Consider the following 22,620-nt stretch of genomic DNA (forward strand, 5'->3'; position numbering starts at 1 on the left):
GGCCGGGAGGCAGTGCCTCCCGGCCGTCGCCGTGTCCGACGTCTCCCCCCGTTACCGCGCGCGGCACCCCCGTGTCCGCGCGCGGCGGAGCGTCGGCAGGGCCTGCCGGCCGCGTCCCCCGACACGGCCGGCAGGTGTGGTTGGCCCGGCCTGCGGCCCGTGCGCCCCCGAGCGCGCACGGACGGACAGGCCGACGGTGACGTAGTGGTGGCGCGTCACCCGTATGCGGGAAACCCTCGTTGCCGTCGAGCCCGCCGTTGCCGTCGAGCTCACCATGGCTGCCTCGCCTCCTTGTCGTGCCGCTCATCCGGCGGATAGCGCACCATCGTGCGGAACTGCTCCGAGGGTTCGATGCCGAGTTCCGTGCGGAGCAGGCCGCGGAACGCCTTGAAGTGGCGTACCGCCTCCGCGAGGTTGTTCTCGGCGAGGTGCACCGTCACGACCGCCCGGTGCGCGCTCTCGCGCAGCGGATCGATCCGGGTGCTCTCCAACGCGGCCTCAAGGGCGGGGGCGTACTGCTCCTGCACGACGAGCCGTGCCGAAAGGGCCTCGAGCGCGTGCAGCCGCAGCTGGTGCAGCCGCTCGCGCTCGAACACCACCCAGTCCTGGTACCAGCCGGGCAGCAGTTCGCCCATGCCCATCAGCGAGGCGCACGCGGCCCCGGTTCCCTCTGCCGAGGCCGCGAGTATGTGGTGTGCCGTGGCGGTGAAGTCCTGGATGTCCATCCGGACGTGCCGGCTGAGCCCGAGCACCCCGGGGCGGGGGTCGGTGACGGCCGAACCCGCCGTGTTGAGGCGCCAGATGGCGGTACGCAGACAGGCGCGCGCACGTTCCTCCGCGACGTCGGGCCACAGCGTCCCCGCGAGCACCGAACGCGTCGCGGGGCCGCGCAGACCGAGCAGGGCGAGCAACTGCTGCCCGCTGGCGGACACGTCGACCTGAGAGCCCCCGTGCCCTTCGCCGCGGCTGAGGTGGAATCCGCCGAGCAGCTGCAGGCGCAGGGCCGGTGGCGCGTCGCCGCGTATCCCCGGACAGTCCGTGACAGCCATCTGTGCACCCCCAGTCGTGCATCACATCCCCTGACCAGCAACGAAGTTACGCCGGGCAGCGGCAAGGGTGCCTCAGGGAACTGCCCAGGGATAACCCCGGTTTGTCAGGGCTCCGACCACGGGGGCAGGTCAGGACGACGTGCGCCGGTCCAGGGGGGCGAAGTGGTGCACGAGCCCGATACGCGAGGTGATCCCGAGCTTCGTATAGGTGTGGCCCAGGTGGTATTCGATGGTCTTGACGCTCAGCGCGAGCGCGGTGGCGATCTGCCGGTTGGTGAAGCCCTGCGAGGCAAGGCGCGCGACGGCCAGTTCCTGCGGGGTGAGCCCTTCGGCGGCGGAAGCGGAGTCGGCGGCCGACGGATCGTGCGCGGGCCGCGCGGGCGCCGCACGCCCGCAGGCGTCCAGCTCCCGTTCGCACCGCGCGCGGTAGGGCGCGGCGCCCAGCTCGCCCATCGTCGTGTACGCCGCCTGGAGCTGGGCCACGGCCACCGAGCGGCGGCCGATCCTGCGCAGGAACGCCCCGTGGTCGAGCTGGACGCGGGCGCGGCCGAAAGGCGAGGGGATCTGCGCCGCCTGGTCGTGCGCCCGCAGGAACGCCGCCTGCGCACGGTCCGTCTCCCGGCGCGCCGCGTGCAGGTTGCCGCGCACCCGTGCCGCGGCGGACAGCGCCGCGTGCTGCCCGCGCTCCGATGCCCGCTCCTCGTAGGGCAGCAGGACCGCCTCGGCCTCGTCGAGCTCACCGAGCTGGATGAGCGCGTCGACCAGGAGTTCACGCCAGGACACCACGCCGGGTTCGTTCACCCCGTCGTGCGCGGCGAAGTCGAGCAGCGGCCGCAGCGCCTCGACGACCCGCTCCGGCTCGGCGCGCGCCTCGGCGAAGGCCCCGTGCGCCGAGGCCGCGTACGCGTAGGCGAGGGCGCTCTCGTCGCAGCCCGGCGCGTCCAGGGCGAGCCGCAGATGGGCCGATGCGCGGTCCCAGGTGCCGCGTGCCGAGAGGATCCAGCTGGCGATGGCGTGCGTGACGGGCTTCAGCCACGACTGCTCGGTGTCGTCGGCGATCGACGCGGACGCCTCGGCGTGGATCAGCGCCTCGTCCCAGTCGCCGAGCCGGTGCAGGGTCTGCGCGAGCGCGGACGCCGAGAGGAGACGCAGCGGCACGGTCCCCCTGCGGCAGTTGGCCACGGCCCCGAGCAGATCGGCGCGCGCGCCCCGCAGATCGTCCGACCAGAGCCTCAACTGGCCGCGCGCGAGCAGCAGATCGATGTTCGCGGGCGGGACGAGGAGAGGATCGGGCAGGTCACCGGCGAGCTCGATGCCCTTCTTGGCGAATCCGCTGAGGCCGAGAGCGAGCAGGTGGTTGAAGCGCAGCATCCGGCTCGGCCCCTGAAGGGTGGAGAGCCGCTGCGCGCGCTCCGCCCACTGGGCGGCGTCGGCGGAACGCCCCCGCATCACGGCGGCGTAGCTCAGCTGCTCGGCCGCCCGCGCGGCCAGGGACGGATCGCTCTCGTGATCGCACTTGTTCCAGGCGTCGAGAAGCAGCGTCTGCGCCTGTTCCATGCGTCCCTGTACGCGGGCCACATATCCGCGTACATAGCCGCGCAACGCCGGGTCGGCGCCGACCGGAAGACCGGCCGCGAGCTCCGCCGACTCGTGCACCCGGCCGTCGAGGAGCAGCGCCTCGACCGCCTCGACGGCGAGCCGGTCACGTTCCATGCCGGTCGTCGCCACGCGGGAGGCGTGCCGCAGGTGGGTGCCTGCGACCGCCCACTGCCCGGTGGCCGCCTCGCGCCGGGCGCACGCTGCGAGGGCGGCGGCGAGGTGCTCGTCGGGGCCGGTGGCGGCGAGCACCCGGTGGCGCAGGCTCGCGTAGTCGTCGTCGACCAGGGCGGCGGCCCGGGTGTGCAGGTCCGCCCGGTGCGCGGGTCCGATGTCCTGGTAGACCGCGGCGTGGACGAGCGGATGCGGGAAGGCGATCTCGGGCGCGGCCCCCGGCTGTGTCTCCTTCAGGAGCCCCGCCTTGACGGCCCGTTCGAGCGCGGGCAGGGGCGCCGTGACACGGGCGAGGGAAGCGGCCGTGCTCAGCGGGCAGGAGAGCCCGAGCACACTGACCGCCTGGACGAGCCGCAGCGCCGGGGGTCCGCACTCCGCGAGGTTGGCGAGCACCAGCATGGCGTACGACCGCGGGGCGGGCAGGGGCGTGGTGACATCCCTCAGCACGTGCGAGGGCACTTGGTCCAGGAGCGCGCGGGCGTGCAGCGGATTGCCGTGCGTGTGGTCGTGCAGGCGTACGGACGCGGAGTGCGGCAGGCGGTCGTTCCACAACTGGGCGCCCAGAGAGGCGAGTTCGTCCGGGCTGAGCCCGTGGAGCGGGATCCGCCGGGTGCGGACGTCGGCGAGCAGCCTGCGGATGCCGTCCGGCAACTGGGGGGCCTGCGGGTCCCGGGCCATCACGATCGCGAGGACCTTGTCGAGGCGCAGCCGCCGCAGGGCGAACGTCAGCGCGTTCAGGGACGCGGAGTCGGCCCAGTGGGCGTCGTCGAGCACCAGGATGACCGGGCCCTTGTCCTGCAACTCGCTGAGCAGGTCGAGCAGTCCGAAGCCGGCCGCGAGCGGCGGCAGGGTGCCGGGCGCCGAGCGAGGTGTGCGCACCAGCGTGCCCAGGCAGTCCGGGATCGGGATCGGACTCTGCCCGACGAACTGGGCGAGCACCCCGCAGGGCAGCGCGCTCTCGTTCTCCTCGCCGCTGGCCTGCAGCACGCAGGCGTCGCCCGCGGTGTCCAGGAACCTGCGCACCAGCGCGGTCTTGCCGATGCCGCCGGGCCCGTCGATCAGGACGAGGCGCGGCGCGCCTTCGCACGCCAGGCCGAACTCCTCCTGAAGCGCGGCGAGTTCGTCCGTGCGCCCGGCGAACGCCTCATGCGGCGCCGGTGCCCGGGCATGGCCGTACAGGGTGTCGCCGGACGTCATCACCGCCCCCACATGTCGGCACCCGGTACGGGCGCCGGGACGGTGACGGCGACGCGTGCCGGGCGCATGGCCCTGAACGTCCACGATGATGCCGGGACCGGCCCGGATACAAGCACATTCCGCGCTCCCGCAGAGCTGTTTGCCGTGCCGTGGGATCAGGCGTCACAGGAGTCGCCATCCGTCGCGGAGGCCGGTTCTCCGTTCTCCGCGGACGCGGCATCCGGCGGTTCGAGCAGCGAGAGCAGTTCGAGCCAGCCGTGAAACGGTGTGCGGTGGCCCGCGTCCCCTTCCTCGTCGCTCTCGTCCACCACGTTCCCGTGAACGCCCCCCGGCGAGCGGAACACCTCGATGACGTAACGCACAACGCCCTCCCGAGGGCCGGTACGGGGCCCCGAACCGTGACACATCGCGACAGGGCCACGGTAGGAACCCCGGTGCGCCGGGCGCTTCGGGGAGTCACCTAGGGATGTCCCCGGGCCCCGACCCTTGGCCTCAGACCATCCGGTGGTACTGCTGCGGGGTGGCGACCTCGCCGCCGAGTTCGTTCGCGGCGTGCCGGGCCCACGAGGGGTTGCGCAGGAGTTCACGGCCCAGGAGCACGGCGTCCGCCTCGCCGTTGGCGAGGATCTTCTCGGCCTGCTCCGGGTCCGTGATCAGGCCGACGGCCGCCACGGGGAGCGACGTCTCGGCCTTCACGCGGGCCGCGAAGGGAACCTGATAGCCGGGGCCCGCCTTGATGCGTGCCTTGGGGGCGTTGCCGCCGGTGGAGACGTCCAGGAGGTCCACGCCGTGGGCGTGCAGTTCCTTCGCGAGGCGGACCGTGTCGTCGGCCGTCCAGCCCTCGCGCTCGTCCTCGGGGTTCTCCGTCAGCCAGTCGGTCGCGGAGATCCGGAAGAAGAGGGGCAGTTCCTCGGGCCAGACGGCGCGAACGGCGTCGACCACTTCGAGGGCGAGCCGGGAGCGGTTCTCGAAGGAGCCGCCGTACTCGTCCGTGCGGTGGTTGCTGAACGGCGAGAGGAACTCGCCGATGAGGTAGCCGTGGGCGCCGTGGATCTCGACCACATCGAAACCGGCGTCGAGCGCGCGCCGGGCCGCGTCCGCGAACTGGCCGACGACGTCCCGGATCTCCTCGGTGGTGAGTTCGTGCGGCAGGAGGTGGCCCTCGTCGAAGGGGAGCGCGCTGGGCGCGACCGGCTGCCAGCCGTGCTCGTCCTGGCCCAGCGGTCCGCCGCCCTTCCAGGGGCGGTCGGTCGAGGCCTTGCGGCCCGCGTGGGCGATCTGGATGCCCGGAGTCGTGCCGTGGGACTTCAGGAAGCCGGTGATGCGGCGGAAGGCCTCGACCTGCGTGTCGTTCCATATCCCGAGGTCCGCGGGGCTGATGCGGCCCTCGGGGCTGACGGCCGACGCCTCGACGAGGATCAGGCCTGTGCCGCCGGCGGCGCGCGCCGCGTAGTGGGCGAAGTGCCAGTCGTTCGCCACACCCGCGTTCGGTCCGAAGACCTCGGCCGAGTACTGGCACATCGGCGCCATCCACACGCGGTTGGGGACGGTCAGCGATCGCAGGGTGTAGGGCTCGAACAGCGCGCTCACGGCGGACTCCATTCGTCACGGACTTCGGTAGCTGCTCGTACGATAGACCTCGTAGTACGGCAGATGTCAAACTACGATGGTTCTCGTACTATGGAGGCCTTCGAGAAGACGTGAAGCCCCGACGAAGTGGAGCCGTCATGACCACCGCCGCACCCGTCAGCACCCGTGCGCTCGACCACCCGGCGCGTGCGGAGATCCGGCTGGAGGGTGTGCTCCACGCGCTGTCGGACCCGATGCGGCTGCGGGTCGTGCGGCAGCTGGCCAGGAGCGAGGCGGGGGTCGACGGTCTGTCCTGTTCGCAGATCGACCTGCCCGTCACGAAGTCCACGAGCACCCACCACTTCAGGGTGCTGCGCGAGAGCGGTGTGATCCAGCAGATCTACCGCGGCACGGCCAAGCTGAACGGCTTGCGCCGGGACGACCTGGAAGCGCTGTTCCCGGGCCTCCTGGACACGGTCCTCACGGCGGCAACGGCACAGGAAGGGCGCGCAAGCGCCCTATAGGGGCGCGGGGAACTGCGCGCCAAGCCCCCACGACCCGCAGACGAACTACAGCCCGGCTTTCACTGCTCAAGCCCCCGCGCAGCGTCCCGCAGTCCGGCCCAGTCCGGAATCTTCACTGGCCCGCGCCCCAGGGAGAGACCGAGCGCCGCCTCCGCCCGCTCGATCGAAAGCCAGCCCTGCCACTCGACGGGCCGCAGCCCCGCCGCGCGCAGCGCGGCCAGCGGATCTTCCGGAACCCCTCTCCGTGAGAGAGCGGGCGCATCGTCGATCAGCGAAAGCACCGTCTCCTTGGCGCACGGACGGTTGGTTCCGATGACGCCCGTCGGCCCCCGCTTGATCCAGCCCGCCACATACTCGCCGGGCGACGCGGCACCGTCCCGCAGCACCCGCCCCGCCGCATGCGGCACCGTGCCGAGCCCGGGGTCGAACGGAAGACCGTCGATCGGCACCCCGCGATAGCCGACCGAGCGCAGGACCAGCTGCCCCGCGATGTCCTCGTACTGCCCGGAACCCGTCACTCCGCCGAGCCCGTCCGGCAGCGTCCGCTCGAACCGCACCCCGCCGACCCGCCCGGCCGCCTCCGCCACGGCCACGGGGCGCAGGAAGAACCGGAGCCGGATACTGCGCGGCAGGTGCTGCGCCGGGCGCTCGGCCCAGGCACGCATCACCTCGATGTTGCGGCGCCCCGCCGCGGGCAGACCCGAGGGGTCGGCGTACGCGGGATCGAGCGCCAACTCGGCCGGATCCACGATCACTTCGGTGTCCGGGAGCGAGCCGAGCTCGCGCAGTTCCTTGGTGGTGAACCGCGCTTGTGAAGGGCCGCGCCGCCCCACCATGTGCACCTCGCGCACCCGGCTCCCGGCGAGCACGCCGAGCGCCGCCTGCGGCATGTCGGTGGGCCGCAGCTCGGCCACGCCGCGGGCCAGCATCCGGGCGACGTCCACCGCGACGTTCCCGACGCCGATGACGACGGCGGACTCCACGCCCGCCACGAATCCGTCGGCCGTCGCGTCCGGATGCGCGCTGTACCAGGACACGAACTCCGTGGCCGAATGGCTCCCCGGCAGCTCCTCGCCCGGCACGCCCAGCTTGCGGTCCGCCGCCGCGCCCACGCAGTAGACCACCGCGTGGTACATGTCGAGAAGGCGCGTGGCGGGCAGGCCGCCGGGGCCGATCTCGATGCCGCCGAGGAAGCGGACATGGTCGTGCTCCAGAACTGAACGCAGGTTGTTCTGGAGGGACTTGATCTTCTCGTGGTCCGGCGCGACACCGTAGCGGACGAGGCCGTAGGGGCAGGGGAGCCGGTCGATGACGTCGACGCGCACCCCCGGCACGAGGTCCTGCTGGATCAGGGACTGCGCGGTGTAGACCCCGCTCGGGCCCGATCCGACGACGGCGACCTGCAGCACGGCGGTGCTCCTTCCGCGAGGCGGCCTCGGGGGATGAATTCAGCATCGCACCCCCGTGCGTCGAGGGGGAGATGCGGTGCGGGGGCGCGTTGTTCCGGGCGCCCCGCTCCGGGGCCGGTCGGCACGCTCCGGGACCGGCCTTCGCACCCCCGGGTCTCCGCGAGGGCTTGTGCGCCGCCTGTGTGCCACCTGCGTGCCGTTCGTGACCTAATGCGATCGCACGGCTACCTTTTGATTGTGCTTGAGAGCTCCTTTTTTGGCGTTTCTGATCACTATCGACCGAACACTGCTGAATCTCCCTCATGTCCGCCCGCTCCCTCTCCCTCGCCCTCGTTCCATGTGCGGCTGACCTTCGGTGACGGTGCCGCCGTCGACGCGCGGGCCGTGGTGTCGGAGGGGCGGATCACCCTGGAGGGCCTGCACGCTCACCCGCCGGTTCCGGCTGCCGACGCACCCCTCGCACCCGGTCACGGCAATGTCGTGCGTCTCGACGAGGAATCCGCCGTACGACGCGCCCGCCCCGCGTGGCCGCGCGGGCGCGAGGGCCGGCTGATGGCGGCCCGGGAGTACCGCACGGCGCAGGCCGAGGGGCGGGACCCGGTGCTCGCGGTGATGCACGCGAGCGGCCGCAGCCGCCGCAGGTCGCTCAAGCTCATCGCCGCCGCGCGGGACGCGGGCGCCCTGCCCGCACGCCACAACCGCCGATAGGGGCCGCGCCGACGCCGCTTCCTTGGAATACAACCGAAGGTTGTGGGTCCGCTCGATGCGGTTGTTTGACCCGCGGGACCGTCGCCGGTTTGGATGCCGCAGGTCAGAGCCAGGCTGATCGAGCGGAACGACGGGGAGCGGCACCGGCATGGAAGCCAGGAGGCACCTCGGGCGGCAGTTCGGATGGTTGTGGACGGCCTACGCGGTCAGTGCGTTCGGCACGCGGCTGGCCTTCGACGCGTTCCCCTTGATCGCGATCCTCGCCCTGGACGCGGGGCCGGCTCAGGTGTCGGTCCTCGCGGCGGCGGGCGTCGCGGTGGGCGCTGTGGTGGCGGTGCCGCTCGGACCGTGGGTCGAGTTCCGCCGCAAACGGGCGGTGATGATCGCGACGGATCTGATCCGGTGCGCCGCGCTGCTCAGCATCCCCGCCGCGTACGCCGTCGGCCTGCTCGGCTTCGGACAGCTCCTGGTCGTGGCCGTCGTCGTCGGCGCGGCCGACATCACCTTCACCGCGGCGAGCGGCGCGGCCCTCAAGGCGCTCGTACGACCGGCGGACCTGCTCGTCGCCAACGGCCGCCTGGAGTCCACGAATTGGACGGCCCTGGTGCTCGGGCCGCCCCTCGGCGGGGCCGCGATCGGACTCTTCGGCCCCGTGATGACCGTGGTGGCCGACGCGGTCAGCTATCTGCTCTCGGCCCTGGGCATCCGCGCGATCGGCGGCAAGGAGCCCCGCCCCGAGCGCACCGTGCCGCCGACCCCGTTCCGGCCGGGCGACCTGCTCGACGGGTGGCGCTACATCCTGGCGGGCCCGGTGCTGCGCCCGCTGTTCTTCAACACGCTCCTGAACAACGGCCTGATCATGGCGACGTCGCCCCTGCTCATCGTCCTGATGGTCGGCGAACTCGGCTTCGCGCCCTGGCAGTACGGCCTGGCCTTCGCCGCGCCCTGCGTCGGCGGCCTGATCGGATCACGGCTCGCCCGGCCGCTCGTCGAACGCTTCGGACGGCACCGGGTCCTGCTCACCGCGGGGACGCTGCGGGCGTGCTGGCTGTTCGGCCTCGCCTTCATCGGCCCCGGTGCCGCCGGGCTCGTCCTGGTCATCGTGGTCGAGTTCGGACTGATCACCTGCTCGGGCGTGTTCAACCCGGTGTTCGCCACCGTCCGGCTCGATCACACCCCGGCGGACCGCGTGGCCCGTACCCTCTCCGCGTGGTCGGTCACCAGCAAGCTCAGTATCGCGGCCATGACCGGTCTCTGGGGCCTGCTGGCCGCCGTCACGGGACCGCGCACCGCGGTCGGGATCGCCGGAGTCCTCCTCCTGGCCTCACCGCTGCTGCTGCCGAGGCGCGACCACGCGCCGCTCGACGAGCGGGACGCCGCCGCCCCCAGTCACACCTGAGAACTCGCCCCGGCGCCCCGTCTCACATCTTGCGCATCCGGGTGATCTCCGCCGTCTGCTGCGCGACCACGTCGTTCGCCATCTCCTCGACCTGGATGTTGTTGCCGTCGGAGAGCAGATCCGTCGCCATCGTGATCGCGCCGTTGTGGTGCGTGATCATCAGCTTCAGGAAGAGCTCGTCGAACGTCTTGCCCTTCGCGGCGCGAAGCTGCTTCAGCTGCCCCTCCGTCGCCATGCCCGGCATCGTCCCGTGGTCGTGCCCAGGCTGCTTCTTCGCGCCGCCGTGGGTCTTCAACCAGCCCTTCATGGCGCCGATCTCCGGGCGCTGGGAGGCCGCGATGCGGTCGGCGAGGCGCTTGACCTTGGTGGACTCGGCGCGTTTCGGCGCGAGTTCGGTCATCGTCAGGGCCTGCCCGTGATGCTTGATCATCATCTGGGTGTAGGTGAAGTCCGCCGAGTTGGGGGCGTCGTCGTCGGCTCTCTTCTTGGCCGCGTCCTCGGCGGACATGGTCTCCGCCTTCTCGCCCGGCTTGCCCGGAGCGATGACCGAAGGGCCGGATGCGGCCTTCTTGTCCGACGGCGAACCGGAGTCGGAGCCTCCTGAATCGCAGGCGCCGAGCGCCAGAACGGCGGCCGTGAGGAACACGGCGACGGCGGGCGTACGACGGTGGTGCACGGCTGCCTCCTGTGGCGCGCGGGGGAGTTGAGGACCGTCCTAGCACGCTTACGAGCGTGAGTGATCAAAAACTTTCATTACAGGTGCGTTGCCATCTGTTGATCTGTGCATGAGGAGCACGATACTGCGGGGTGTCCGTGGTCCGTTCAACTACGAACGGCGACAAGGGAGGACGCAGTGACCCTGTTGAACAATTCCCGAACACGGCGCAGACGCTTCGGCGTCGGCGCGGCCGCGCTCGGTCTGATTGCCGCGCTGTTCAGCGCGGCGCCCGCCGGAGCGACGCCCGACCCGGGCGACTCGCCCGCCGCGCCCAAGAGCGTGTCGAGGAGCGACGCCGCCGATGCGAAGGCGGCCGTCAAGAGCGGTGAGATACCCGCGCCCGACGAGATCGTCCACTCGGACAACATCAAACATCTCGCCAACATCCCCAAGGACGCGCTGCCGGGGTTCAACACCGACCTCGCCTTCCAGGGGAAGTACGCCTTCGCGGGCAACTACGACGGCTTCCGCATCTACGACATCAGCAACCCGAAGAAGCCGCGGACCGTGTCCCAGGTCCTGTGCCCCGGCTCGCAGAACGACATCTCGGTCTCGGGCAACCTGCTCTTCCTCTCCACCGACTCCTCGCGCAGCGACAGCTCCTGCAACAGCACCACGCAGCCCGCGACCGAGAAGTCCTCGTGGGAGGGCATGAAGGTCTTCGACATCAGCGACAAGTCGAACCCGAAGTACGTCTCCGCCGTCGAGACCGCCTGCGGCTCGCACACGCACACCCTGGTGCCGGAGAAGAAGAACGTCTACGTGTACGTCTCCTCGTACTCCCCGAGCGCGACGTTCCCGGACTGCCAGCCCCCGCACGACGGCATCTCCGTCATCAAGGTGCCCCGCAAGGCCCCGCAGAAGGCGGCGGTCGTCGACTTCCCCGTGCTCTTCCCGGGTGAAGGCCCCGACGGCGGCGGAAACCCGGGCGGGCCCACCAACCCCGGCGTCTCCAAGACCACCGGCTGCCACGACATCACCGTGCTGCCCTCCGAGGACCTCGCCGCCGGTGCCTGCATGGGCGACGGAATCCTCTTCTCCATCAAGAACCCGGAGAAGCCGAAGGTCATCGACCAGGTCCAGGACAACAAGAACTTCGCGTTCTGGCACTCGGCGACGTTCAACCAGAGGGCCGACAAGGTCGTCTTCACCGACGAGCTGGGCGGCGGCGGCGCCGCGACCTGCGACGAGGCCACCGGTCCCGAGCGCGGCGCCAACGGCATCTACGAGGTCAGGGGCAAGGGCGACCACCGCAAGCTCGTCTTCAAGAGCTACTACAAGATCCCGCGCCACCAGGCCGCGACCGAGAACTGCGTGGCCCACAACGGCTCGCTGATCCCGGTCAAGGGCAAGGACCTGATGGTCCAGGCGTGGTACCAGGGCGGCGTCTCCGTCTGGGACTTCACCAACTCCTCGAAGCCCAAGGAGATCGGTTACTTCGAGCGCGGCCCCCTGTCCACCGACGCGATCCAGACGGGCGGTTCCTGGTCGGCGTACTACTACAACGGTTACATCTACTCGAACGACATCGCCAAGGGCTTCGACGTCCTGAAGATCGACGACAAGCGGACGGACCCCGCCGAGCGGGTCCGCGTCCGTGAGCTCAACGTCCAGACCCAGCCGGACTACTTCGACTGACCGGACTATTTCGGGCGGGTGGCACGCTGAGCGGACCGCGTCTCCTGCGCGGCCTGGTCGTCCGCTCGCTCATGTGTCCCGCCGGGCGGCTCGTCGCCCGGCGGGACACCCAGTTCCCACGCGAGCCCGTACCGCTGGAAGAGCTCGGCCCGCAGGGCACCCTGCGGCATCGGCGCCCCCGGAAGCAGTACCGCGAAGACCGCGCCCATGAGCAGTGCGCGCAGCAGCGGATAGTCGGTGTCCACGTCGAGCGACCCGTGCCGTACGACGGTGTCGCGGAGCAGTTCGGCGAGGTGCTGCTGTTCCGGGCAGCGCACGAACCCGTCCGCCTGCAGGATCCCCGCCATGTGCGTGCGCATGAGGAGGGGCTGGTCCCTCGCGAGGCCCAGGATCGCGTCGATGGCACGGGCGAGGCGCTCCTGGCCGTCCGCGCTGCGCGGCTCCCGCTCCAGGGCGGTCTCCAGCGTGCGGTGCATCAGACGGTGCACCGCGGACTGCAGGAGTTGCCGCTTGCCCGGGAAGTAGTACGAGACGAGACCGCGGGCCGAGCCCGCGCGGTCGGCGATGTCGCCGAGCGTGGTCGCCTCATAGCCGCGCTCGCCCACGAGCTCGACCGTGGCCTGCAGGAGTCGTTCCCTGGAACGCCTTCGCAACTCTTCATTGACCGATGCGCTACGCGGGGACATCCTGTAACTCCTGCGTTGACTGGCTCTGAGCCAGTATACTCAGCGTGACTCGGACCAAGACCCTCAGTGGGCATCTGGTCCGGTGTGACCTGGGGCAGGCAACACCGCGGGGGAGTGTTGCCTGCTCACGGGTGCCGATCGGCCGAACCCTCCTTACAGTGGGCCGGGGGGCCGAGGAGGCTTGCTGAGATGGACCAAGAGCAGATTCTGGCCCGGATCGCGTCGATGGTCGACGACGAGCGGACCCTGCGGGAATCCCTGGCGTCGGGCGCGATCGACGTGGCGACGGAGCGTGCGAGGCTCGGCGCGATCGAACGTGAACTCGACCGCTGCTGGGACCTGCTGCGCCAGCGGCGCGCGAAGGCCGAGTTCGGCGAGAACCCCGACGAGGCGAGGGTGCGTCCTGTCGCCGAGGTCGAGGGCTATCGGTCGTAGACCGCCCGGCCCCTGGGTCCCTCTCAGCTCTGGTCGACGAGGCCCAGGACGGGGCGCAGCGCGTCCGGCCTGCGGTCCACGGGCAGATGGTCCACGAAGTGCACGGCGCAGCCGAGCGCGGCGGCGCCGGCGTCCGCGTGCCGGTCGTCGCCGATCATCAGCGTGTCCGCCGGATCGACGCCGAGTTCCCCGCAGGCGCGGGCGAACAGGCGCGGGTCCGGCTTCTGGAGTTCGTGCTCGTACGACAGGGTGTAGGCGTCGATGTACGGGGCGAGGCCGTGGGCGCGGAAGACGGGGCGCAGGTCCCACCCGATGTTGCTGATCACCGCGATACGGATGCCCCGCTCGCGGAGCCCGGCCAGTACCTCGGCCGCGTCGGCGTAGGGCCGCCAGGCCGCAGGCTGCATGTGGCGTTCGTACAGGGCGTCGTGCAGGCGCGGATCGGGCAGCGTGACCTCGCGCGAGAGGCCCGTGAAGGCGGCGCGGTGCTGTGCGGCGCTGCGGTCGCGCTGGGCCCACAGCTCGGCGAGACGCTCGGGTACGGCGGTGGGGCGCGCCCCGCCCGGCAGCGCGCCCGCCCGCTCCAGGTCCGCCGCCAGCCGCTCGAACTCCGTGTCGGTGAGCGGGAGCCGGGCCTCCTGGAGCACCGCGCGCAGCCAGGCGGCGGTGGACTCGATTCCGAACAGGGTCCCGGAGAAGTCGAAGAGCGTGGCCTTGATCGTCATGCCCCGGATCCTCCGGGAACGGCCGATGAGCGGTCAAGTGCGCTCGGCCGCGGGCCGGTTACGCGGGGTCGGCTTGCGTGCGGGCGCCGGGGCGGCGCGTGTACGTGGCGATCGCGAGGGCCACCGCGAGCGCGCCGAGCAGCCAGCCGCCCAGGACGTCCGACGGCCAGTGCACGCCGTTCCAGATCCGGGTCACGCCGACCCCGGCGACGGAGACCACGGCGATGGTCACCCCCGTGCGCCACAGGGCGGGCCCGGCGCCGTACATGCGCAGGAGCCACAGGACAAGACCGCACACGACCGTCGCCGTCATGGCGTGGCCCGAGGGGAAGGCCGCGAAGTGCGCGGAGTCCACCGGATCCGGCCACACCGGGCGCGGCTTGTCGACCGCCGCCTTGAGCCCCTGCTGCACCAGCGTGCCCACCGCGCAGGTCACCGCGAGCCACAGGGCGAGGCGGTACGCGCCGCGGAAGGCGACCCACAGCACGGCCACGGTGATCAGCGCGCGCATCGTCCACGGGTCCCACACCCAGTCGGTCAGGATGCGGCTGGCCCGGGTGAGGCCGTCGTGCTCGACCGCCCAGCGGTGCGTGGTGCGCGCGATGTCGCCGTCGAGGGTGCGCAGCGGGCGCCACTCCAGCTCGACCAGGAGGATCAGCAGGAGCGAGGGGACGCACAGGAGCGCGGCGGTGAGCGCGGCACGGGGCTTGTCCGGGCGCGGCGGGCTGGGCGGCGAGTCGAGCGGTGCGGCGGAGTGCATGAAGTGATCCTCGCCGACGGGCGGCGACGGGGGCCATCCCGGTGCGTGATCCGGTGGGCGAGTCATGCCGGCCGGGCGGCTAGCCGAGCGCGCGCAGCCCCGGCACGAACGTCACCAGTAGCGGGATCACCGGCACCAGTGCCGCGGCTGCCGTCAGGCGCAGGCGGCGGCCCGCGGTGAGGCGCGGGCGGGCGGACAGCAGGCGGTGTACCCGCTGCGGTACGTGTGCCTGCGGGGTCGGGCAGGGGCCGAATACCCCACGGTCCTCGTTGAGCTCGATCAGCGCGAGGGCGATCGTCAGGCGGCCGAAGCGGCGCGAGGCCACGTCGTCGGCGGCCAGTTCGACCAGGCGGTGCATCTCGTCCCGGAACGCGGCGAACACCGGCACCTGCGGGAACCCCGTGGCCAGCGCGCCCGAGCAGTGCAGGAGCCAGTCGTGCCTGGCCTGGGCGTGCCCCTGCTCGTGGGCGAGCACCGCATCCAGCTGCCGGCCCTTCAGGCGGCGCAACGCGGCGGTGGTGATGACCAGTTGGGGCGCCGTGCCCGGCAGCCACCAGGCGTCGGGACGCTCGCCCTCCAGGACGACGAGACGGTCGGCGCCGGGCGCCTCGCCGGGCAACAGCGGGGATCGGAGGAGGAGTTCGGCGCGCCGCCTGCGGCGCCGGGTCCGCGCCCCGGCGATCTCGCGGGTCAGCATCGCCGCGGTCCACACGCCGCCGAGAGCCAGCGCCACCGCGGTCGCGGGCGCCCAGGAGCCGCCCGCCCCCAGCGCGTAGGCGTCGACCACGTCGTGCGGCGCGGGCGCGAAGACATGGCCGCGCACGGCCTGCCACGCGGCGGCGGCGCTCAGGGTCATCGACAGGGCGCAGCACATGAGCACACCCGCCACGACGCACTGCCATGCCCACAGCGCGACCACCGGTTCGCGCTCCGGCCAGTCGGCGCGTGCGAGGAGGCGCGGGGCGACGACGGCGGTGAGGGCGCCCAGCAGCAACAGCGCAACGGGGAGCAACATGTGTCAAGACTATGAGGGCGGCGCTCCCGGAGGGTATGGCCTATCGCCTCAAGTGACGCACGCCACGGCCGATCGCCGGGATATCACCCGTTACGGGCCCGCGGGGGCCTGGTCCTCGCGTCTGCCGCGCCGCTCTGCAGCGTAAGCAGCGATGCTCTGCAGCGTAAGCCGCACCGCTCTACAGCGTAAGCAGCATCGCGATCATGGCGATGCCCATCGACAGCCGGCACGCCATCGCCAGCTCCGTGCGGTCGCCCCACCCCGTGACCGTGCCCCCGCCGCCCCCCTCCGCTGCCGCGAGCGTCGGTACGGGCGCCACGGGCAGGAGGCGGACTCCCGACCACAGCACGTATCCGGCGAAGTACAGCAGGAGCGCTCCGGTGAGCGCCGGTGCGCCACCGCCGCCGTGGCCCGTGTGGGCGGCGGGCGTCGCGGTCATGGCCGCCGCCATGTAGACCATGGCGCAGGCGCCGACCAGGTGATGCAGGTGGTGGCGATTGCTCCGGGCGGCCCACAGCGCGCGCAGTGCCGCCGCGCCGAACACGGCCGCGTATGCAAGCCAGACCCCCCGCGGCGGGTCGAGGACGGCCGCGGGCACGGCCATCAAGGCCATTCCGAAGCCCATGAGCGCTTCACCGCCGGCCGCCCGGCGCTGTTCCTCGACTCTGCTGCGCATCCGCAGCAGGCAGTAGGACCCGGTCGCCGCGCACAGCGCGACGAGCAGCCAGCCGGCCTGCGCCGGTCCGTGCACCGCGCACCTCCCCGATCGACGGTGTCGTCGGGTCGATGCCCTCCCGCGGGGCGTCGTATGCGAGCGCACGGGTGTACGCGGGGAGCGCGGAGGGAGCGGACGCGGCGTGACGGAGGAGACTTCCGGGGTAAATCGTTTTCGAGTAAAACACTTGCTAATGTTCTTGGTATGAGCAGTGCACCACCCCCTTCGCCCCGCCCCTTCGCCCCCTCCCGCGCCCGCCGACTCCCGCTCGCCGGTGTGCTGCGTCCGGGCAAGCCGTCCGACATCTGGTTCAAGCCCGCGTCGAGTGTGGTCGTCGCCACCGCGATACCGAATCTGACGCTCCTCGCGCTCGGCCGCCTCGACCTCGTCATGTACACGATGGCCGGATCGTTCTGCGCCCTCTACACGCACAACCTCCCCTACGCCGCACGGGCCCGCGCCCTCGCCGGGGTCGTCCTCGGCATGCTGGCCGGCGTCGGCATCGCCATGGTCGCCGCCTCGCTCACCACGTCGGCGGTCGTGCTCGTGGCCGTCGGATCGCTGCTCGCCGCCGCCCAGAAGACGCTCTGCGACGCCACCCGCATCGGCCCGCCCGGCCACCTCATCTTCACCTTCATCAGCTCCGCCACCCTCTTCGCGCCGCAGGCCATCGGACAGGTCCCCGGCCACCTCGCCCTCACTCTCGGCGCGGGCGCCATCGCCTGGCTGGTCGGCATGGCCCCCGCCCTGGTCCGGCCGCACGGCCCCGAGCGCCGCGCCACCGCACGGGCCCTGAACGCGGCAGCCGCTTACGCCGAGGCCACGGGGCCCGACCGGGAGCGCGCCCGCCCCGGTGCGGCCGCGGCCGTCCACGCCGCCTGGCAGTCACTGCTCGCCACCGGCTCCCGCACGGCGGCCCGCCGCGCCCTGGAGCGCCTGGTGATCCGCGCCGAGGACGCCCTGGCAGAGCCCTCGGCGGCCGACCCCGCCCAACTCCGCTCCTGGGCGACGGGCCTGCGCGGCACGGGCGCGGTGCCGCGCCCCGGCGACGTACGGCCCGGCGCGGACGACGAACTCCTAGGGGTGGAGTCAGAACTGGCGGCCCGCCCGCCGAAGGGCGCCCTGTGGCGGCGCCTGGGCCCCGGATCGCCGCTGCTGCCCATCGCGCTGCGGACGGCCGTCGGCTGCGCGCTCGCGGGATACGCGTCACTGGCCCTCGGTGTCGGCCGCCCCTACTGGGCCCTCGTCACGGCGGCCTCGCTCTACCAGGCCAACGTCACGCTCACCTGGAACAGGGGAGTGCAGCGCGTGGTCGGCAACCTCGTCGGAGTGCTCGCCTTCGCCGCGATCGCCCCGCTGGCCCACCTCAGCCACGCCGCGCTCATCGTCTGCTGCCTGGCGCTCGCCTTCGGCGCGGAGGCACTCATCGGCCGCAACTACTGGCTGGGCAGCGTGTGCGTCACGCCGATGGCGCTCCTCGTCACCGAGTTCGCACGGTTCCAGCAGCCCGGCGACCTCATCCTCGACCGGGTCGTGGACACGTTCGTGGGCGCGCTGCTCGGCATCGTCGCGGCCATCGCCGTCACCAACCGGCGTGCCGCCGACCACATCGAGCTGGCCATCGACGCCACGGACCGGGCCCGCGCCCGCGCCGAACAGGCCCTGGCGGCCCCGCGCCCCGCCCCCGGCGCCCTGCGCCCGGCCCGTCGCGGCCTGACCGCCGCCCTGGTCGACCTGCGCACCGCCCACGACGCGGCGGCGGGCGAATGGTGGCAGCGCGCCCTGCCGGACCAGCGGGTGATGGCAGCCGAGCAGGCAGGACACCGTACGCTCGCGGCGACGGTACGCGGCATGCAGCACGGCGAGCGCGTACGGGTGTGACCAGCCGGGCGACGCGGAAGGGCGAGGACAGGGGCGCATGAGGAACGGGAGCGAACGGGACACGGCGGCGGACGCCGTGGCCCGCGCGGGAGACGGCGGCGCGGGCGGTGCCGTGGACGGTGCCGCCGCGGTGGGGTCCACGGATGCTGCGGGCGGTGTTCCCGGCGTCGTGCCCCGTGACACCGTCGCCGCCGTCGTGCGGCAGTGGCAGGCGGTGCGGCCGGACATCGACACGGGCCCGATGGAGGTCATCGGCCGCATCAACCGCTGCGCGGCCCTCCTGCAGCAGGCCGAGGACGCGCCGCTGCGCCGCGTCGGTCTGACCCGCCCCGAGTTCGACCTCCTGGGCGCGCTGCGGCGCACCGGTCATGAACTGACCCCCGGCGAACTGGCCCGCGAGACCTTCTCCTCGGGGGCCGCCGTCACCAAGCGCCTCAAGCAGCTCCAGGAACGCGACCTGGTCGACCGGCGCGCCGACACCCGTGACCGCCGGGTCTCGCACGTCGGCCTGACCGACACGGGCCGAGATCTCGTCGACTCGCTCCTGCCCGACCAGCTCGCCTACGAGAACGTGGTCCTCGCCGGGCTCGACGAGGACGGGCAGGGTCAACTCAGTTCACTGCTGGGGGAGTTGCTGCAACAGCTGGAGGGGCGGCTCGGTCTCTCGCCGGGGTTCCGGGGCTGACTGACCGGCTCGTACGGGGGGCGAGCCCGTCAGTGATCCTCGACCGAAGCCGCCAGCATCTCCCTTGTGCAGGGCTCCACATGCCCGGCGTAGTACTCGTGCAGCGCCGTGCGGCCGAGGCGGGCCGCGAGAGGTCCGTCGCCCGCGGTGATCGCCGCCAGGACCTCGCGGTGGTGGGCTATGGAGCGCTCCATCCAGGCCGTGGTGTCCGTGACGCCCGCGATCTTCTTCTCGATGACCTCCACCACCGCCTCGTGCACGGCCCGTGCGCACAGGGCAAGGAGGGAATTGCCGCTGGCCTCCGCGATCGCCCGGTGGAAGAGCGCATCGGCCTCGCTGAACGCGTGCAGGGCCGCCGGGCCGCTGCCGCTTCCGCTGCTGAGCGCCTCCATGCGGGTGATCTGCTCGCGCATCCTCGCGAGGTCGTCCGCGCCGTGCAGGCGGGCCGCGAGGCGATTGCTCTCGGCGTCCAACACCATGCGGAACTGCACCAGTTCGCCGAGCGTCGCCACGCTGGAGCGGGTCAGGCGGCCCAGGGCCTGGCTGAGATTGTCCGGGGAGACGCCGAGCACCTCGGCGCCCAGCGGATCGCCGGGGCGTGAACGGATCAGGCCCGCCGACTGCAGTACGCGCAGCGCCTCGCGGACCGTGGAGCGGCCCACCCCGAAGCGGTTGACCAGCTCGCGCTCGGCGGGCAGCCGTGAACCGGGCGGCAGATCCCCGCTGAGGATGCGCTCCTCGATCTGCTCCGCCACCCGCTGATAGGCGCGGACCGGTGTGACCGGCCGGAACAGGTCGGCGTCGTCGGCGGCCATCGGCCCGCCCCCTCCACGTACGTAGCTGATACGCGATATCGGCACGGGAAAACCAAGATCTGGTGGTTGACCCGGCCGTGAACGTGGAGGCAGAGTACGGGAACTCAACTGGTCTGACCAGTCGACTGGCCTCGTGGTCGGCCGACTTGGAGGTTCCATGCACACCGGCTCACGTCACACCAGCTCAAGCGCGCCCGCCGTCGAACCGACCGTCGACCCGACTGCCGTTGTCTCCTTCACCCGGGATCTGGTCCGGCTGCGCACCGTCAACGCGGCCGGGGCCACCGAGGTCGAGCAGCCCGCCGCCGAACTCGTCGCCCGGCTCTTCACCGAGTTCGGCTGGACGTACGACGTGGTGGAGGTCGCGCCCGGCCGGCCCAACACCGTCGCCGTCATCGAGGGCGGGGGCGGCGAAGGACCGACCTTGATGTTCGAGGGGCACATCGACGTCGTCACGGAGGGGAATCCGGCGGACTGGAGCGTCGACCCCTACGGCGCCGAGATCCGCGACGGCAAGCTGTGGGGGCGCGGCTCCGCCGACATGAAGTCCGGCGTCGCGGCGATGATCCACGGGGTACGGGCCCTGCAGCTCGCGGGCCCCTTCCCCGGCCGTGTCGTCCTCGGGGTGCTGTGCGACGAGGAAGGGCTGATGCTCGGCGCGAAGGCGTTCGCCGCGACACCGCTCGCGCGCGAGGTGGACGGGGTCATCGTCTGCGAGCCCGAGGGGTACGAGGTGTGCACCTCCGCCCGCGGCGGCATCCGGCTCCGGCTCGATCTCGACGGGGTGATGGCCCACGGCGCCATGCCGCAGGAGGCCAGGAGCCCGATCGTCGCCGGGGCGCGCATCGTCGAAGCGCTCGGCGGCGTGCAGGACTGGGCCCTGAAGCGGTACGGCACCCACCCGCACGCCGGGAGCGTGACGGTCACACCGACCGTGCTGCACGGCGGGGACCCGGACCAGCTCAACGTCATCCCCGCGCATGGGCTCGTCGGCGTCGACGTACGCACGATTCCCGGTACCGATCACGCCGAACTCATCGCCAAGGTGCAGGAGTTCGCGGTCGACGCGGCCGGGAGTGTGGGGGTGGGCGTCCGGCTCACCGTCGTCGACGACCGGCCCGCCATCGAGATCGCCGATGACCATCCGGTGGTCACCGCGCTGGTCGACGGACACCGCCAAGTACACGGCACCGCCCCGCCGTTCGGTGCAGTGCCCGGCACCACGGACGGGACCATCCTCACCCGCGACGCGGGTCTGCCGACCGTCGTCTACGGCCCTGGCGGGAAGTGGATCGCGCACCAGAAGGACGAGTTCGTCGAGGTGCGCGAGATCGTCGAGTACACGCGGGTGTACGCCGCGGCGGCCCGCTCGTTCCTGAACGGCACCACGGGAGGCGCACGATGACCCGCCCCGACGCGATGACCTGCCCCGCAGGACTGCCCGTGGGGGACGGCTGGGTGGCCGCGCGCGCCAGTCAGCCGGTCCTCTTCCCGTACGACGGAACCGAGATCGCCGCGGCGCCGGTCGGCGACGCGGACCTCGCGGGGCGGGCCGTCGAGCACGCCGCGGCGGTCCGCGTGCGGGTCGGCAGGCTGACCGCGGGAGTGCGGCGGCAGGTGCTCGCCGGGGTCGCGGCGGCGCTCGCCGAAGCGGTGCCCGACCTCGTGGACCTGCTCGTCCTGGAGACCGGGAAGCCGCGGGTCGACTGCGGGGTCGAGATGCAGCGGGCCGTGGCCACCTGGCAGGCCGCCGCGGACGAGGTGGCCCATCTGCACGGGGAGACCGTGCCGCTGGACCTGCAGCCGTCCGGGGAGGGCCTCTTCGGCTTCTGGACGCGCAAGCCCGTGGGCGTCGTGGTCGGCATCGCGGGCTTCAACTACCCCGTCCTGCTCGCCTCCCACAAGATCGCACCGGCGCTCGCCGCGGGCTGCCCGGTGATCGTCAAGCCCGCCCCCGCGACACCGCTCGCCACGTTGCGGCTCGTCCATCTCGTACGGGAGCAGCTCGTTGCGGCGGGCGCGCCCGCCGGAGCGGTGCAGCTCGTCACGGGGGACGCGGAGGTCGGCCGAACGCTCACCACGCATCCGGAGGTCGCGGCGGTCTCCTTCACCGGGTCCGCGGCCGTCGGCCACCGCATCGCCCGGGACGCGGCTCCCCGCAAGGTGGTCCTCGAACTCGGCTCCAACGCGGCGCTCGTCGTGGCCGCGGACGCCGATCTCGACGCGGCGGCCGACGCGGTGGTGCGGGGCGGGTTCTACGCGTCGGGCCAGGCCTGCATCTCCGTACAGCGGGTCATCGTCGTCGCCGCGGTCGCGGAGGAGTTCGAGAAGCGGCTCACGGAGCGGCTGCCGGACATCGTGGTCGGCGACCCCCGCGACGCCGGGACCCGCGTATCGGCGCTCATCGACGAGACGGCGACGGAGCGGGTGCTCGACTGGGTCGGACGGGCCCGGGCTGCGGGCGCACGGCTCGTGGCCGGGGGAGCCCGGGACGCGGGAGGGGGCCGGTGCGTCGCCCCGACCCTGCTCGCGGAGGTCCCCGACGGCGAACCCGCCTGGGACGAGGAGATCTTCGGCCCGGTCGTCTGCCTGCGTACGGTGCCGGATCTGGACACCGCGTACGACATGGTCAACGCGAGCCGCTACGGCCTGCACGCGTCCGTCTACACCAGCGGCCTGCGGGCAGCGCTGCAGGCCGTGGACCGCCTGGACGCCGGCGGTGTGGTGGTGAACGAGGTCCCCGGCTACCGCAGCGACGTCGCCCCGTACGGCGGCGTCAAGGACTCGGGCATCGGCCGCGAGGGCCCCAGGTTCGCCATCGAGGAACTGACGGTGACCCGGATGGCGGTCATCAGGCCTTAGGCCAGCAACAGCAGGCCCTGGGCCAGCAGCGGACAACGGCCGATCCGGTCACCCGACCCC

The 22,620-nt window shown here is 72.3% G+C and carries 21 protein-coding genes; 9 read left to right on the top strand and 12 right to left on the bottom strand.

Annotated elements, in window-relative coordinates:
* Positions 1-269: 269 nt before the first annotated feature.
* The 4 genes from ACWFR3_RS31335 to ACWFR3_RS31350 form a co-directional block, all read right to left on the bottom strand.
* Positions 270-1,049 (bottom strand): AfsR/SARP family transcriptional regulator, encoded by a 780-nt coding sequence (locus ACWFR3_RS31335; protein ID WP_453738031.1) that lies wholly within the window; start codon positions 1,047-1,049, stop codon positions 270-272.
* 129 nt (positions 1,050-1,178) lie between these two features.
* Complete coding sequence (locus ACWFR3_RS31340; RefSeq protein ID WP_453738032.1) at positions 1,179-4,016, bottom strand: AAA family ATPase; 2,838 nt, start codon at positions 4,014-4,016, stop codon at positions 1,179-1,181.
* 155 nt (positions 4,017-4,171) lie between these two features.
* Positions 4,172-4,378: a hypothetical protein gene (locus ACWFR3_RS31345; RefSeq protein ID WP_453738033.1), complete on the bottom strand. Its 207-nt coding sequence runs from the start codon at positions 4,376-4,378 to the stop codon at positions 4,172-4,174.
* Between the two features lie 130 nt (positions 4,379-4,508).
* A complete protein-coding gene (locus tag ACWFR3_RS31350) occupies positions 4,509-5,606 on the bottom strand; it encodes an NADH:flavin oxidoreductase/NADH oxidase (protein ID WP_453738034.1) in 1,098 nt (365 codons plus the stop codon).
* Positions 5,607-5,743: 137 nt separating this feature from the next.
* Between ACWFR3_RS31350 and ACWFR3_RS31355 the strand changes: the two genes are divergently transcribed.
* Positions 5,744-6,109, top strand: coding sequence for an ArsR/SmtB family transcription factor (locus ACWFR3_RS31355; RefSeq protein ID WP_453738035.1), 366 nt, complete (start codon positions 5,744-5,746; stop codon positions 6,107-6,109).
* 59 nt (positions 6,110-6,168) lie between these two features.
* Here ACWFR3_RS31355 and ACWFR3_RS31360 read toward each other — a convergent pair whose 3' ends face one another.
* A complete protein-coding gene (locus tag ACWFR3_RS31360; protein WP_453738036.1) occupies positions 6,169-7,518 on the bottom strand; it encodes an FAD-dependent oxidoreductase in 1,350 nt (449 codons plus the stop codon).
* Positions 7,519-7,857: 339 nt separating this feature from the next.
* On the opposite strand from ACWFR3_RS31360, the gene ACWFR3_RS31365 reads away from it, so the two are divergent.
* Both ACWFR3_RS31365 and ACWFR3_RS31370 read left to right on the top strand, forming a co-directional pair.
* A complete protein-coding gene (locus ACWFR3_RS31365) occupies positions 7,858-8,226 on the top strand; it encodes a DUF6214 family protein (RefSeq protein ID WP_453738037.1) in 369 nt (122 codons plus the stop codon).
* 148 nt (positions 8,227-8,374) lie between these two features.
* Positions 8,375-9,625, top strand: a complete 1,251-nt coding sequence (locus ACWFR3_RS31370; RefSeq protein ID WP_453738038.1) for an MFS transporter — start codon at positions 8,375-8,377, stop codon at positions 9,623-9,625.
* Positions 9,626-9,647: 22 nt separating this feature from the next.
* Here ACWFR3_RS31370 and ACWFR3_RS31375 read toward each other — a convergent pair whose 3' ends face one another.
* On the bottom strand, positions 9,648-10,301 hold the full coding sequence (locus ACWFR3_RS31375) for a DUF305 domain-containing protein (RefSeq protein ID WP_453738039.1): 654 nt from the start codon (positions 10,299-10,301) through the stop codon (positions 9,648-9,650).
* Positions 10,302-10,478: 177 nt separating this feature from the next.
* Here ACWFR3_RS31375 and ACWFR3_RS31380 point away from each other — a divergent pair, with 177 nt between their 5' ends.
* Positions 10,479-11,981, top strand: a complete 1,503-nt coding sequence (locus tag ACWFR3_RS31380) for an LVIVD repeat-containing protein (protein ID WP_453738040.1) — start codon at positions 10,479-10,481, stop codon at positions 11,979-11,981.
* Positions 11,982-11,986: 5 nt separating this feature from the next.
* Here ACWFR3_RS31380 and ACWFR3_RS31385 read toward each other — a convergent pair whose 3' ends face one another.
* Positions 11,987-12,667, bottom strand: a complete 681-nt coding sequence (locus tag ACWFR3_RS31385; RefSeq protein ID WP_453738041.1) for a TetR/AcrR family transcriptional regulator — start codon at positions 12,665-12,667, stop codon at positions 11,987-11,989.
* 189 nt (positions 12,668-12,856) lie between these two features.
* Here ACWFR3_RS31385 and ACWFR3_RS31390 point away from each other — a divergent pair, with 189 nt between their 5' ends.
* Entirely contained in the window at positions 12,857-13,102 is a 246-nt protein-coding gene (locus tag ACWFR3_RS31390) for a DUF2630 family protein (protein WP_453738042.1), read from the top strand.
* 23 nt (positions 13,103-13,125) lie between these two features.
* On the opposite strand, the gene ACWFR3_RS31395 is transcribed toward ACWFR3_RS31390, so the two are convergent.
* From ACWFR3_RS31395 to ACWFR3_RS31410, 4 genes are all read right to left on the bottom strand, one after another.
* Entirely contained in the window at positions 13,126-13,827 is a 702-nt protein-coding gene (locus tag ACWFR3_RS31395) for an HAD family hydrolase (RefSeq protein ID WP_453738043.1), read from the bottom strand.
* Between the two features lie 58 nt (positions 13,828-13,885).
* Complete coding sequence (locus ACWFR3_RS31400) at positions 13,886-14,587, bottom strand: phosphatase PAP2 family protein (protein ID WP_453738044.1); 702 nt, start codon at positions 14,585-14,587, stop codon at positions 13,886-13,888.
* A gap of 79 nt (positions 14,588-14,666) precedes the next feature.
* Positions 14,667-15,602: a M56 family metallopeptidase gene (locus ACWFR3_RS31405; RefSeq protein WP_453738045.1), complete on the bottom strand. Its 936-nt coding sequence runs from the start codon at positions 15,600-15,602 to the stop codon at positions 14,667-14,669.
* Positions 15,603-15,780: 178 nt separating this feature from the next.
* Positions 15,781-16,353, bottom strand: coding sequence for a DUF5134 domain-containing protein (locus ACWFR3_RS31410; protein ID WP_453738046.1), 573 nt, complete (start codon positions 16,351-16,353; stop codon positions 15,781-15,783).
* 168 nt (positions 16,354-16,521) lie between these two features.
* Between ACWFR3_RS31410 and ACWFR3_RS31415 the strand changes: the two genes are divergently transcribed.
* Together ACWFR3_RS31415 and ACWFR3_RS31420 are read left to right on the top strand one after the other, a co-directional pair.
* Positions 16,522-18,198, top strand: coding sequence for an FUSC family protein (locus ACWFR3_RS31415; protein ID WP_453738047.1), 1,677 nt, complete (start codon positions 16,522-16,524; stop codon positions 18,196-18,198).
* Between the two features lie 37 nt (positions 18,199-18,235).
* Complete coding sequence (locus ACWFR3_RS31420) at positions 18,236-18,883, top strand: MarR family winged helix-turn-helix transcriptional regulator (protein ID WP_453738048.1); 648 nt, start codon at positions 18,236-18,238, stop codon at positions 18,881-18,883.
* Positions 18,884-18,912: 29 nt separating this feature from the next.
* Here the strand turns inward: ACWFR3_RS31420 and ACWFR3_RS31425 are convergent, their stop codons facing one another.
* On the bottom strand, positions 18,913-19,698 hold the full coding sequence (locus ACWFR3_RS31425) for a FadR/GntR family transcriptional regulator (protein WP_453738049.1): 786 nt from the start codon (positions 19,696-19,698) through the stop codon (positions 18,913-18,915).
* Between the two features lie 157 nt (positions 19,699-19,855).
* Between ACWFR3_RS31425 and ACWFR3_RS31430 the strand changes: the two genes are divergently transcribed.
* Both ACWFR3_RS31430 and ACWFR3_RS31435 read left to right on the top strand, forming a co-directional pair.
* A complete protein-coding gene (locus ACWFR3_RS31430; RefSeq protein ID WP_453738050.1) occupies positions 19,856-21,103 on the top strand; it encodes a M20 family metallopeptidase in 1,248 nt (415 codons plus the stop codon).
* A complete protein-coding gene (locus tag ACWFR3_RS31435; protein ID WP_453738051.1) occupies positions 21,100-22,560 on the top strand; it encodes an aldehyde dehydrogenase family protein in 1,461 nt (486 codons plus the stop codon). Before ACWFR3_RS31430 ends, ACWFR3_RS31435 begins: the two co-directional genes overlap by 4 nt.
* Positions 22,561-22,620: the final 60 nt, after the last annotated feature.

Source organism: Streptomyces sp. NPDC055189, assembly GCF_053606765.1.

What these genes read in the sequence shown, in the direction of transcription:
- ACWFR3_RS31395 (WP_453738043.1), bottom strand. Translation starts at nt 13,827, where the DNA reads ATGACGATCAAGGCCACGCTCTTCGACTTCTCCGGGACCCTGTTCGGA.
- ACWFR3_RS31335 (WP_453738031.1), bottom strand. Translation starts at nt 1,049, where the DNA reads ATGGCTGTCACGGACTGTCCGGGGATACGCGGCGACGCGCCACCGGCC.
- ACWFR3_RS31425 (WP_453738049.1), bottom strand. Translation starts at nt 19,698, where the DNA reads ATGGCCGCCGACGACGCCGACCTGTTCCGGCCGGTCACACCGGTCCGC.
- ACWFR3_RS31340 (WP_453738032.1), bottom strand. Translation starts at nt 4,016, where the DNA reads ATGACGTCCGGCGACACCCTGTACGGCCATGCCCGGGCACCGGCGCCG.
- ACWFR3_RS31390 (WP_453738042.1), top strand. Translation starts at nt 12,857, where the DNA reads ATGGACCAAGAGCAGATTCTGGCCCGGATCGCGTCGATGGTCGACGAC.
- ACWFR3_RS31400 (WP_453738044.1), bottom strand. Translation starts at nt 14,587, where the DNA reads ATGCACTCCGCCGCACCGCTCGACTCGCCGCCCAGCCCGCCGCGCCCG.
- ACWFR3_RS31435 (WP_453738051.1), top strand. Translation starts at nt 21,100, where the DNA reads ATGACCCGCCCCGACGCGATGACCTGCCCCGCAGGACTGCCCGTGGGG.
- ACWFR3_RS31415 (WP_453738047.1), top strand. Translation starts at nt 16,522, where the DNA reads ATGAGCAGTGCACCACCCCCTTCGCCCCGCCCCTTCGCCCCCTCCCGC.
- ACWFR3_RS31420 (WP_453738048.1), top strand. Translation starts at nt 18,236, where the DNA reads ATGAGGAACGGGAGCGAACGGGACACGGCGGCGGACGCCGTGGCCCGC.
- ACWFR3_RS31385 (WP_453738041.1), bottom strand. Translation starts at nt 12,667, where the DNA reads ATGTCCCCGCGTAGCGCATCGGTCAATGAAGAGTTGCGAAGGCGTTCC.
- ACWFR3_RS31430 (WP_453738050.1), top strand. Translation starts at nt 19,856, where the DNA reads ATGCACACCGGCTCACGTCACACCAGCTCAAGCGCGCCCGCCGTCGAA.
- ACWFR3_RS31370 (WP_453738038.1), top strand. Translation starts at nt 8,375, where the DNA reads ATGGAAGCCAGGAGGCACCTCGGGCGGCAGTTCGGATGGTTGTGGACG.
- ACWFR3_RS31405 (WP_453738045.1), bottom strand. Translation starts at nt 15,602, where the DNA reads ATGTTGCTCCCCGTTGCGCTGTTGCTGCTGGGCGCCCTCACCGCCGTC.
- ACWFR3_RS31355 (WP_453738035.1), top strand. Translation starts at nt 5,744, where the DNA reads ATGACCACCGCCGCACCCGTCAGCACCCGTGCGCTCGACCACCCGGCG.